Origin of the sequence: Geobacillus sp. ZGt-1 (assembly GCF_001026865.1) — a bacterium.
In the GTDB taxonomy this organism is placed as follows: Bacteria; Bacillota; Bacilli; order Bacillales; family Anoxybacillaceae; genus Geobacillus; species Geobacillus thermoleovorans.
In genome coordinates, this window is record NZ_LDPD01000023.1 from 143526 (window position 1) to 154502 (window position 10977).

General features: G+C 58.9%; 14 protein-coding genes and 1 pseudogene. All 15 read right to left on the bottom strand.

All coding sequences use genetic code 11. The features are described 5' to 3' along the window. Positions 1–37: 37 nt before the first annotated feature. Complete coding sequence (locus VU18_RS09430; protein WP_011231732.1) at positions 38–850, bottom strand: histidinol-phosphatase; 813 nt, start codon at positions 848–850, stop codon at positions 38–40. A gap of 308 nt (positions 851–1158) precedes the next feature. Then, complete coding sequence (locus VU18_RS09435) at positions 1159–2253, bottom strand: GerMN domain-containing protein (RefSeq protein ID WP_011231736.1); 1095 nt, start codon at positions 2251–2253, stop codon at positions 1159–1161. Next, positions 2231–2776, bottom strand: coding sequence for an RNA polymerase sigma factor SigX (gene sigX / locus VU18_RS09440; protein ID WP_011231737.1), 546 nt, complete (start codon positions 2774–2776; stop codon positions 2231–2233). The genes VU18_RS09435 and sigX overlap by 23 nt, the downstream gene beginning before the upstream one ends. Before the next feature lie 113 nt (positions 2777–2889). Continuing rightward, entirely contained in the window at positions 2890–3606 is a 717-nt protein-coding gene (locus VU18_RS09445) for an AIR synthase related protein (RefSeq protein ID WP_021322072.1), read from the bottom strand. Beyond that, positions 3599–4087, bottom strand: a complete 489-nt coding sequence (locus VU18_RS09450) for an ECF transporter S component (protein WP_011231739.1) — start codon at positions 4085–4087, stop codon at positions 3599–3601. The genes VU18_RS09445 and VU18_RS09450 overlap by 8 nt, the downstream gene beginning before the upstream one ends. Beyond that, entirely contained in the window at positions 4084–4662 is a 579-nt protein-coding gene (locus VU18_RS09455; protein ID WP_011231740.1) for a cob(I)yrinic acid a,c-diamide adenosyltransferase, read from the bottom strand. The genes VU18_RS09450 and VU18_RS09455 overlap by 4 nt, the downstream gene beginning before the upstream one ends. A 14-nt stretch (positions 4663–4676) precedes the next feature. Then, on the bottom strand, positions 4677–5093 hold the full coding sequence (locus tag VU18_RS09460) for a bifunctional adenosylcobinamide kinase/adenosylcobinamide-phosphate guanylyltransferase (RefSeq protein ID WP_011231741.1): 417 nt from the start codon (positions 5091–5093) through the stop codon (positions 4677–4679). Next, complete coding sequence (locus tag VU18_RS09465; protein WP_014196225.1) at positions 5045–5677, bottom strand: histidine phosphatase family protein; 633 nt, start codon at positions 5675–5677, stop codon at positions 5045–5047. Before VU18_RS09465 ends, VU18_RS09460 begins: the two co-directional genes overlap by 49 nt. After that, positions 5635–6423, bottom strand: coding sequence for an adenosylcobinamide-GDP ribazoletransferase (locus VU18_RS09470; RefSeq protein WP_011231743.1), 789 nt, complete (start codon positions 6421–6423; stop codon positions 5635–5637). The genes VU18_RS09465 and VU18_RS09470 overlap by 43 nt, the downstream gene beginning before the upstream one ends. Next, positions 6420–6977, bottom strand: coding sequence for a bifunctional adenosylcobinamide kinase/adenosylcobinamide-phosphate guanylyltransferase (locus VU18_RS09475; protein WP_011231744.1), 558 nt, complete (start codon positions 6975–6977; stop codon positions 6420–6422). Before VU18_RS09475 ends, VU18_RS09470 begins: the two co-directional genes overlap by 4 nt. Further along, positions 6974–8044 carry a threonine-phosphate decarboxylase CobD gene (cobD, locus tag VU18_RS09480; RefSeq protein ID WP_011231745.1) on the bottom strand — a complete coding sequence of 357 codons (1071 nt, stop codon included), beginning with the start codon at positions 8042–8044 and terminating at the stop codon, positions 6974–6976. The genes VU18_RS09475 and cobD overlap by 4 nt, the downstream gene beginning before the upstream one ends. After that, positions 8001–8754, bottom strand: a 754-nt coding sequence (cbiB, locus tag VU18_RS09485; protein WP_236687345.1) for an adenosylcobinamide-phosphate synthase CbiB, incomplete at its 5' end; no start/stop codon positions are given. The genes cbiB and cobD, both read right to left, overlap by 44 nt. Before the next feature lies 1 nt (position 8755). Next, positions 8756–8975, bottom strand: a pseudogene (locus VU18_RS19970) (cobalamin biosynthesis protein); the annotation flags it as partial. Then, entirely contained in the window at positions 8972–10444 is a 1473-nt protein-coding gene (locus VU18_RS09490) for an adenosylcobinamide amidohydrolase (protein WP_011231747.1), read from the bottom strand. The gene VU18_RS09490 and the pseudogene VU18_RS19970, both read right to left, overlap by 4 nt. Continuing rightward, the coding region (locus VU18_RS09495; RefSeq protein WP_047758035.1) for an iron ABC transporter permease at positions 10441–10977 on the bottom strand (537 nt) is incomplete at its 5' end. The genes VU18_RS09490 and VU18_RS09495, both read right to left, overlap by 4 nt.

Consider the following 10977-nt stretch of genomic DNA (forward strand, 5'->3'; position numbering starts at 1 on the left):
ATCCTTTTGGGACACCCTCGTGTTTTGTCAGTTCCGTTCAGCCGAGCGGCACCGCCTTCCGCTCGCCTTTCGAGAACGTCATCAGCTCGGTGTAGCCGACACTGCGGGCGAGTTCCACCGCCTTGTCAAAATCGGCGCCGACATGCTCAGGCACGTGCGCGTCGGACGACAACACAATCGGAATGCCTTTGTCATAGCACATTTGGAGCAGGCGCGGATCCGGATACAGTTCGCCAACCGGCTTGCGCAGCCCGGCGGTGCTGATTTCGACGCACGTTTTCGAATTGGCGAGCGCTGTTGTCGCCCGGTCGTATTGTTCAAGCAAAAATTCCTCATCTTCCGGGACGTATTTAAAAATTTTCACCAAATCGAGGTGGCCGATAATGTCAAACAAATTCGACTCGGCGAGCGTCACGACTTGATCGAAATATTTGCGGTATGTATCGTACAAATCGCGCCGTTCCCACTCGTGGCGATATTCGGCTAAGTCGATGCCGAAATCGTCGACCCAATGGATCGAACCGATGACATAGTCAAACTCGTATGAGCGGATAAAGGCGGCCATTTCCTCGTGTTTGCCCGGCGTATAATCCATTTCGATCGACATTTTCACATCGAGGCCCGCATCCCACGCTTCGTGGAACAGCCGGACATAATCGTCCATATCGTAGCAGCGGCGCGCGTCGACCCACGGATTGGACAAAATGTTTTTCGTTTGGTAAAAATGGTACGCGTGCTCGGAAATGCCGAAATGCTGGATGCCTTTTTTGACCGCTGCATCCGTGAACTGGCGCAAATAATCAAGCGTCAACGCCCCTCGTTCCAAATGGTTATGATAATCGGTCAACATCGGTGTTTCTCCTCTCCTGCTGTTTTTCTCATTATAACGCATTACCGCAAGAAAGGACAACCGTTTTGCGAATATTCATCCAATCATCCGTTGGCGCCGACAAGAAACAACAGTCCGACGCATACCGCCACACCAGCCACCGCCAAAAGGCGTCTCATCACATCGCCCATTTCCATCCCTCCTTGCCTATGTCGCACCATATATGTCTTATGTCAAAACGAACGCCGATAGAACGGCCTCGCGTCGACATTACCAAAAATGTAACAAAATGATACCGTCTAAAAACCGCTAAGAGCTCACGCTGGCGGCTACGGGCCGGTTGCCAGCAACGCGGCGTTCGGTCCGGCCGGCACGTTGATCGGCTTCCCAAGCGGATACGGGCCAAGAGTCGATAACCCGCTCGATTCGAATGTGACGTCAAGCAGCCCAAACTCTTTCGCCGTCAGCAGCACGGCCTCCGCCATGCTCGCCGCTTCTTCCGCGCTTGGTCGAGCGGACAAATGAAGCCGGACCGTAGCATGGCGCGCATCGACATCGACCGAATCAACTTCCACCCCTGGTGGAATGGCCGGCTCAAGCCCGTGGATCGTCGATTTTTTCATCTGCTGCAGCGCCTCAGGAAACGAGCGGGCGCTGCCTAGCGCCGGGATGAGCACCGGATAGCCGAAGGAGGAGGAGCGGTTTTGATAATACATTCGCTTCTGCTCATTGATTTTTGTCGTTTTTAGACGACCCAACACTGGCAAATCGAGCCCCTCCTCCTCCCCAGTGAAAAAGCGGATGCTTCGCCCGCCCATCTGCCGCACTGTTTCCATGACCGCGTCGAAAAAGAGGCGCTGTTCCTCATGGCTGGCGGCAAACACGCGATGGCTCGCTGGAACGCGAACAACCCATACGCGCCCATCGCCTGCCGCCGGGGCCATCTTCACACCGTCGAGCCACGCGGACGCCTCACGCAACGGGGAACGGGCAAGCTCACCGAGCGCCGCGGACAGCCGTTCTTTCGGCGCAAAACGGCCAGGAAGGGGAACAACCACTGGCACCACTTGGCCGATTCGCTCATCGGGCAAGGCAATCACCACTGCATTCGCCGGTTCGCTGGCGGCCATCATCGCTTTTGGGTGAGAGGAAGCGCCATCCGCCTCTAGCGTCTGAACAGGGGATGAGGAAGCCTCGTTTTTGTCCGAACGTGTTGGAACGATAAAATGCGGACCGGCATAAACCGCCAATGCAAGCACGGCCGCCGATGCAACCGCTGGGAGCCAACGCCGCTTCCAGCGCGCCATCCGCTGAGCGCGCACCAGCCGGACATACACTTCTTCTTTCGTGCGCCGGTCTTTGATGACGGGCAACTGTTCAAGGCCATGTTCAATGCATCGCTCATTCCAATTGAGCTTTTTCACACCGCCACCCCTCCTGTTTTGCCTCTTCCTCCATATATTGCTTGAGCGCCTTTAGTGCGCGGTGCTGCGTTGTTTTCACTTTACTTTCCGTCCAGCCGAGCGCTTCCGCCGTTTCCGCGATCGACAGCGACTGGATGAATCGAAGGACGAGCACAAGCCGCTGATCAACCGTGCAGCGCGCCAAACCACGGTACATAAGCTGAATCTCCTCTTTTTGAATCGCCATTTCCTCAGGAATCGGCTCGTCGGCGCCGATTTGTTCCTCGCTCCATTCCGCCGAACCAGCCCATTGGCGTCGGCGTTTTTGCTTGCGGAAAAAATCAATGGCCACATGGCGCGCAATGGACAGCAGCCACGTTTTTTCGCTGCACTGCCCTTTAAATCGTTTGTATGAGCGCAGCACTCTGACGTACACTTCCTGAACCAAATCTTCGGCCTGCTCTCGATTCCGCACCATGTAGAATAAAAAATTAAACAAATCATGATGGTACTTTTCATACAACTGTTCAAAGACGGGGTCCATCGCTTCTCTCCCCCTATCTCCTCCATGGACCACGACAAAAAAATCCCATTATCTTCATGATAACGGGTCCGAGCGAAAAAGGGAATGATTTTTTCACCAAAAGCAGCCGGCTTTTACCACTCGACGTGCAGTGGAAAAAAGAGAGAGCCGGCTTGCTTTTTGATTTCACGTTCGCCATCTGGATCATAACTGACAAGCACCGACGTCGCCGGGCCGCCGGAGGAAAAGAGCGGAAGCGGGCATGCGCAGGCCCGCCCTTGGCGGCCGTTAGCGGCTAACAGCTGTGTCCATTCGTAATAAATACCTTTCGAGCCGATGGGAATCAATTCGTAAATGTATGGTGTGCGGAGAAGCGCGGCAAACAGCGGAAGCGGCGCAACCCATTCCGGATGCGAAAGCACGGCCGAGCCGACGAGAGGACGGCCGATGACGGCAAACTTCGCCTCTTCGGGTGTGATGCCGATTCGTTTCCGTTCGTTGGCCACCGTCCCGATGGCCGTCACTCCAAGCGCCGACTGCACGGTGGGAAAATTCGATTCCGTGCTGCCGGTGATCGGGAGATCAATCCCCAGCTCGCGGCACGTTCTCCTGACACCGCGGCAAAGAGCTTCCCACCGGTCATCAGCGATGAAGTTTTGCAGCACGACGACCCTCGCTTCCGCTCCGACGCTCAACAGCTCCATCAAGGCAACGCGGGCGGAAAAATACGCAACAACATCCACCGAGACGGACACCGCATCACCCGGCTTGTCCCCGACCGCCGCCGAACCGTCGGCCGCAACGGCGAGCTCCATGCCGTCGACAAACGGAAGGAAAAGCACATCACGCATGCGGCGCCTCCACCCCCGCTTTCGCCGCCAACCGGACGACAACCGGCATGACGGCCAAAGCGATCAACACGTTGACCGCCGCGGCTGCCGAAAGCGGCGGAATGACGGCAAAAACAAACGGCCAGCCGAACGAAACGGCAAGCGGCAACGGCGCCAAAAACGCATTGCCGATGAAAAAGACGACAGCGCTGCCGATTTTCCATCCCCGCCGATGCAGCACGGCGAACAGGGCGCCAAGCCCCGCCATTTCAAGAGCGACAAACCAATGAACTGGGCCGAGCGGAAAACCGCCGATCAACGCCGAAACCAAATGCCCAAGCCCAGCGACCGCCGCTCCGGCGCGCGGGCCAAGAACCCCGGCGGCGACAAGCGCCGGTGCGCTGTCCAAAGCGATGCTGCCGACAAACGTCGGCAGCTTGATGAACGATCCGATCGCCGAAAGCGCCAAACAAACGGCCGTCCAAGCCAAGCGGCGGTTCATTGTTTCTCCTCCTTGTCGCGGAACACAATCGCGCTCCGTTCATACTCGATGTCCTTCACCCCTAAACGCGCGTTCACGACCCGGGCAGCGGCGAACAAATAATCGGACAGGCGGTTCATATATTTGAGCACAACATCGTTGATCGGCTCCGCTTTTTGCAAGGAAACGATGCACCGCTCCGCCCGTCTTGCCACCGTACGCGCCATATGGAGCGCCGCAGCCGCCTTGGAGCCGCCCGGCAAAATGAATTTTTGCAATGGCGGCGCTTCTTGCACGTGCGCATCAATGCGCTCTTCTAAAAATGTGACCATCGCCTCGGTCACCTTATACGGAAGCTTGCCGTTGACGATGGCCAGGTCGCCGCCGCAGTCAAACAGCTCGTGCTGGATTTTTTGCAGCTCAGCGCAAAGGTCGCGAAACCGTTCATCGCCGGCCAATAACGCAAGCGCCCATCCGATGAACGAATTCGCCTCGTCAATCGTTCCGTACGCCTCGACGCGCAAATGGTCTTTGTCCACGCGCCCGCCGACTAAACTCGTTTTCCCTTGGTCTCCTGTTCGCGTATACAATTTCACTGTTCCTCTCCCCCTTATTTCAATTGTTCCGCCAGTCCGCACCAAAGCCGGTCGACGCGGCAGCACAAGGAAGCTAGTCGCTGGTAGCACATTCCCACGGCGTCGCGCCAGCGCCGCTCTTGCGGATCAACCGGAACAACGCCTTGCGTCACATCGGTGCCGATCCAAACGACCGTGCGGTTAGGCGCTGCCGCTTCCCACCGCTGCCAAGCGCGGAAATAGGATTCCCACTCGTCTGGGTCCGGACGGGGGCGGATGGCGGCTTCCAACCCGTCAAAGACGACCGTTTTTGCCGTTTCGATGCCATCCGGCGGCCTATACGGCTCCACATAACCGTTATGCCATACAATATGAACTCCATCATTTATTCCATACCGTTCCCTCACCCATTTTCGTTTTCCTTGAAACGCACCACCGATAACGAAATGCACCGCTCTCCCCCTTTCCAACGCTCGATCGTCGATTCCAATGTATATCCGCCGGCAAATGGCACCTCCCATTCCCAAAACGAACGAGCATCGGGCGCATACTGCTCGAGCAGGAGGCGAATCGGGCCGCCATGGGTGATGACAGCCACATGACGGGCGCCCGCCCGCTCAGCGAAAGCAATCGTCTCCGCAAGCGCCTGTTTGATGCGCGCTTGAAAGTCGGCATAACGCTCCCCGCCGGGCGGCGCCGCAGAAAAGGGCGACGCAAGCCATTGGCGGTAGGCGGGCTCCGCTTCCAGCTCAGCAAACGTTTTTCCTTCCCAAGCGCCAAAGTGAAGCTCGCGCCAACGGCTGGTGCACCAATCTGCCCCGCGTCCGCCAAACAGCAAGGCGGCCGTTTCTCGACAGCGGTGAAGGTCGCTTGTAACCATGCAGTCGACCGGATACGGCCGCTCAAGCTGCAAGCGGCACAACCGATTGCGCTCCGCGGCCGCAAGCGGCGCGTCCGTCCAGCCGATATACGCCCGACGTCGGTTTTGTTCCGTCATCCCATGACGGATGAGTGTAAGAGCCAAATGACGCCCCATAGCACCGTCTCTCCTCCTTCGATCAGCGCGCCGAGCACATCACCGGTGATGCCGCCAAACTGTTTTTCCGCCCACGGCTTTGCCGCCGCCGCCAAAACGACAGCCGCTGCAGCCAGCGCCGCCCCTGTTTGCACCGAAATGGCGGTGGATGCACAAAGAAGCGAAAGCAATACAAAAGCGAGTCCAAGCGCCCAAATGGCATCACGCCATGAACTATATTCGCGAAGCGATGCAGCCATTCCTGTCGGCTTTGCCAGCTTGCCGACGGAAAGAAGCCAGGCAGCCCCGGCCCGCGACAACAGCGGAACGGCGGCGAACAGCGCCGGCGGAATGCCTGTCTGGAGCGATTCGTACAGAAACAGCCAACGAAATGACAACAAACAAATAAGCGACAACACCGCAAACGCGCCGACGCGCGGATCGGACATGATCTCTTGCCGCCGCTTGACGTCGCGGTACGAAAAAAACGCGTCGCTCACATCCATAAAGCCGTCAGCGTGCATCCCCCCGGCCATCCAAATGCCGAGCCAAAGAAGAAGAAGCGCCCAAACAAGCGGCGAGCTGAATGAAAACGTGGAAAAGAGTGCATACACTCCGGCCGAAAGCGCCCCGATCAGCGCCCCCGCAAGCGGCATACAGCGCACGAGCCAGCGGACATGGGCGGCGTTCCATGCGATCGAGCGCCGAATCGGGATCGTGGTAAACAGCTGCAGCGCCAACAACCATCCGTTCCATGCTTGCTTCATCCCGGCCACCGCCCTTTTTTCACGCGGAGAAGGCCGCATTCAACGACCGCGGCGGCCGCCGCTTCCGCGACCAACTGTTGGTGAAGCAAGCCAAGCGTTTTCATGTAGCGAAATGTGCCAGGATCATCCGGAACACCCCCGGCAAACAGCTCGTTCGATACAATCACGACCGCACGGCAGGCATCCGCCCACGCCCGCACTTCATCGAGCATGCGGCAAGCAACAGCTTGAGCGGTTGCGTCTGTTTTCCAATTTTCACCAAAGAACAGCTCGTGGGCGAGCCATGTGGTCAAGCAATCAAGCAGAACAACATCATCAGGGTGCAAGGAAGCGGCAATCTCCTGAGAAGAGAACGGGGCTTCCCACACTGTCCAATGCGCGGCCTGCGCCGCGCGCCGCTCTTGATGACGGCGGATGCGCTCCGTCATTTCTTCATCCATTGCCTGCGCGGTGGCGATATAGTGAAGCCGACCGCCGCGAGAAAGCCGGATGGCGCATATTTCCGCCGCTTCACTTTTTCCGCTGCGCGCGGCGCCGCTGACAAACACCATCATCCGCTCCACCTCGCAAGCGCTTCAAGAAGCCGATCGTTTTCCACCTGCGTTTTGACCGCAAGCCGCACGTAACGTCCGTCCAGTCCAGGAAAATTCATTGTATGCCGCGGGACGATTCCTTGCTGCAATAAATAGAAAAACAAATCCTCTGTCCGTCCGGAGAGCGGACGCAGCAAGTAAAAATTGACGACCGACGGCGAGACGGCATACCGGCCGGCCGGCAGCGACCGAAACACGCGCTCCCGCTCGGCGGCGATCCGTTCTTTCGTCCACTTGACAAACGATTCCATCGCCATGAAACGAAGCGCCAATTGTTGGGCGATGCAGTTTGTGCTCCATGGCGGCTGATGCGTTTTCAGCGAAGCGATCACCGCCTCGTCGGCAGCGACATAACCAAGGCGCACGCCGGCCAGATGATGAATTTTCGTCAACGATCGAAGCACAATGAGGCGCGGATAGCGATCCAGCCAACGCATGGCTGTAAATCCGCCGCGCCAAAACGGATAGAACGCCTCATCCACCACGATATACGTCCCCGCTTGGTCCGCTGCAGCGACGAGCGAGCGGAGATCACGCTCCGGCATCACGGTTCCGGTCGGATTGTTCGGATGACAGAAAAAAACCGCGTCGCATTCCGCCGCCCATGCCGCCGCTTGGTCAATGTCGTACGAAAAACCGCGGCTTTCCTCTGCCAGCAAAGACTTGACTTCGCATCCGTAAGCAAGGCAGGCGCGCCGATACTCGGAAAACGTCGGCTCCAAGATGCCGACGCGCCGGCCGGCAAGCAGCGCGGCCAACAAATAAATCGCCTCCGCTGCCCCGTTCGTCACCAGCACTTGTCCGGGTCGAATCTGCTCCTGCTTGGCAACGAGCTCCCTGAGCGCCTTCGCTTCCGAATCCGGATACTCACCGGCCCAGCGAATCCATTCCTCGCCGTTCGGCCAAGCCGACGGCGGCAGGCGATATGGGTTCGTATTGACGCTGAAATCAATGTATTCGTCTGGAGGGGCCAATCCGCATTGCTCATACAACGCGAGCGGATTCGCCCCATGCGCCGGCCAACGCAACGATCATCCCCCCGATCCATAGCAGCAATAACGTAAAGGCGAGCACCGTTCTGATCATGATGCCGACCGCCTGGCGAATATGAACCGAGCGCAGCGGAACATCGGGATCGCCGAGTGTCGGCCGCTCAGAGACGACGCCGCCATATGTATTCGTCCCGCCCAGCTGCACCCCAAGCAATCCAGCCATCGCCGCCTCGAGCCAGCCGCTGTTCGGGCTTGGGTGGCGGCGGGCATCGCGAAACAAGATCGACAGCGCCAAACGAAGGCGGCGGCCGCCGCAAACCAACACCATCACGAGCGCCGTCAGCCGCGCCGGAATGTAGTTGAGCGCATCGTCCAGCCGGGCGGCCGCCCAGCCAAATTCGCGATACGTTTCATTTTTATAGCCGAGCATCGAATCGCACGTGTTCACTGCCCGGTACAGCATGGCAAGCGGCGCGCCGCCCAAGGCCGCGTAAAAGAGCGGAGCCGTGATGCCGTCGCTCGTATTTTCCGCCACCGTTTCGACGCAGGCGCGGGTGATGCCGGCCTCATCGAGCCGCTCGGTGTCGCGGCCAACGATCATCGACAGCGCCCGCCGCGCCTCGGGAAGATCGCCCGCTTCAAGCGGCCGGCGCACATCCTCAGCCGCTTCAGCGAGGCTTTTGGTCGCAATGGTGGTGAAAATGAGCGCCGCCTCGATCGCCACCCCCACGTATACGGACAGCGCGNAGCCCACATAAACGACCAACGCCGATACCCCGTAAACAGCGGCCAACACGACCGCCACGGCCGCCGCCCCTTTCGCCCGCCGCTTTGTTCCTTGATTCCAGCGGCGGTCAAGCCACGCAATCAGCGTTCCCATCCCGCGCACAGGGTGCGGCAGCCAGCGCGGGTCGCCAAGCAGCGCATCCAACAGCAAAGCCAACGTCATTGCCAGCAAATGCGTCATCGCCGCCCCCTCCGCCGCTTGTAGCGGTCAAGCGCCTCGATCGTCGCTTCATACACGAGCCGACCGATCGCGCGCCCGAGTTCCGTCGCCGTTCCGGCATAGGCAAACGTCCGCCCGGTTTGCGTCGCCGCCACGGCGAGCGAATCGGTCGACGTGCCGGTGGCAAGCGTCCCTGTTTCCAGGTCGCAAACCGAACAGTCGGCGAGCGCTTTTACCTTCGCTTCCGTCGCTGTCATCATCGCCTGGACAAACGCCGCTTCCGTCAGCACTCCGTCAATGACAATCACCATATTGATCGTTCCCGGCCTTGCCGCAAGCGGCTTATGCTGCCACGCCCGAGCGGCATCAACCGCATTGCCGACGCCAGCGGTCGTCATGATTGCAACCGAAAACGCTTCCCCTTCTTTCTGAAGCCAAACGGCATCATGGACGTCAACCGCCGTCATCATGCCGATCGTTCGTTCCGGCGAAAACCCGTGCTGCTCCAAATAGCGGCGCATGTCTCCTTCCGCATCGCCGCAATCGTAATCCAACCCGACTTGGCGGTTGACAAAATGGGTCGCCCATTGAAACCCAGCGCCGATCAATGCCGAGGACAGGACGCGAAGCGGCTGGCAGGAGGCCAGAACAGCGGCGTCATCAAGAAAGGACAAACGCAGCCCGCCGGCCGACGATTCTTCTTGTTTCCCTTTCGGCACAAACGAAAACATCGGCTTTGCCGCCGCCGGATGAGCCAGACGCACAATCGGCGCGGCAAACACTTCCTCAAGCAGCGCCGGCGTCATCACATCTGTCGGCGTTCCAAGCGCCGCTGTTTTTCCTTCTTTTAACACAAGCACCCGGTCGCAATATAAGCTAGCGACGTTCATATCGTGAAAGACGGCGACGACCGTCAAATCGCGGGAGCGGGCAGCTTCCGCGAGCCGGTCCAAAAGCCGGACTTGGCCGCTCACATCCATATGGTTCGTCGGCTCATCCAGCAAGAGCAGCTGCGGCTTTTGGGCAAGCGCCCGCGCCAAATAGGCGCGCTGCCGCTCGCCGCCGCTTAGCCGCTCAAGCGGCTCATCGATTTTGTCAGCCAAGCCGACCGCACGAAGCGCTTCTTGAACCGCCGCTTCATCCTCTTTCGTCCACGTCGGAAACAAGCCGCGCTGATGGGCGTAGCGGCCGAGCGCCACCGTTTCTCTCACCGTATAGCCGGGCGCCGCCTCCGCCGTCTGCGGCAGGACAGCGGCAAACCGCGCCCATTGCTTCGCAGACAGCGCCAAAAGCGGCTGGCCATGAATCTTGATCTCACCGCTGGCAAGCGGAAGCTCTTTGCAAATGAGTTTCAGCAGCGTCGTTTTTCCGCTGCCGTTCGGCCCGACGATGCCAAACAGCTCCCCTTTTTCCACGGAAAACGTCACACGATCAAGCACTTGCTTTGGTCCATACCGATGCGATACGGCCCGCACCTCAAGCATCATCATCCCATCTTTCGCTTCATTTTTCGGAAAAACAAGACGGCAAATAGCGGGGCGCCGATCAGCGCGGTGATGACGCCGATCGGCAGTTCGCGCGGTTCAATGATCGTCCGCGCCGCCACATCGGCAAGCACAAGAAACGCACCGCCATACAAGAGAGACAGCGGCAGCAGCACCCGATAGTTTGGCCCGCACACAAGCCGAACCATATGCGGAACAACGAGCCCAACAAAACCGATCGTCCCGGACACCGACACCGCCGCGCCGGTGAGCAGCGCCGCCGCCGTCAAAATGATGACTTTTCGGCGCGTAACATCAACGCCGACATGAAGCGCCGCCGCCTCGCCAAAAGCAAACGCGTTCAACTCGCGGCCGTTGGCGAGAAGCACCGCCGCGCCGATGAGAAAAAACGGCAACAAAAGCCCGCTGTATTTCCAGCCGCGCATCGCGACGCTTCCCATCAGCCATGAGATGATTTGCCGCAATTCTTCCCCGGTCAAAGCGATCATCAGTGAAATGAAGGCGCTGAAAAACGCGCC

Coding starts and splice junctions, on each gene's coding strand:
- VU18_RS09450 (WP_011231739.1), bottom strand. CDS start 4,087: ATGAACCGCCGCTTGGCTTGGACGGCCGTTTGTTTGGCGCTTTCGGCG.
- VU18_RS09475 (WP_011231744.1), bottom strand. CDS start 6,977: ATGATGGTGTTTGTCAGCGGCGCCGCGCGCAGCGGAAAAAGTGAAGCG.
- VU18_RS09430 (WP_011231732.1), bottom strand. CDS start 850: ATGTTGACCGATTATCATAACCATTTGGAACGAGGGGCGTTGACGCTT.
- VU18_RS09490 (WP_011231747.1), bottom strand. CDS start 10,444: ATGATGATGCTTGAGGTGCGGGCCGTATCGCATCGGTATGGACCAAAG.
- VU18_RS09445 (WP_021322072.1), bottom strand. CDS start 3,606: ATGCGTGATGTGCTTTTCCTTCCGTTTGTCGACGGCATGGAGCTCGCC.
- VU18_RS09470 (WP_011231743.1), bottom strand. CDS start 6,423: ATGAAGCAAGCATGGAACGGATGGTTGTTGGCGCTGCAGCTGTTTACC.
- sigX (WP_011231737.1), bottom strand. CDS start 2,776: ATGGACCCCGTCTTTGAACAGTTGTATGAAAAGTACCATCATGATTTG.
- VU18_RS09465 (WP_014196225.1), bottom strand. CDS start 5,677: ATGGGGCGTCATTTGGCTCTTACACTCATCCGTCATGGGATGACGGAA.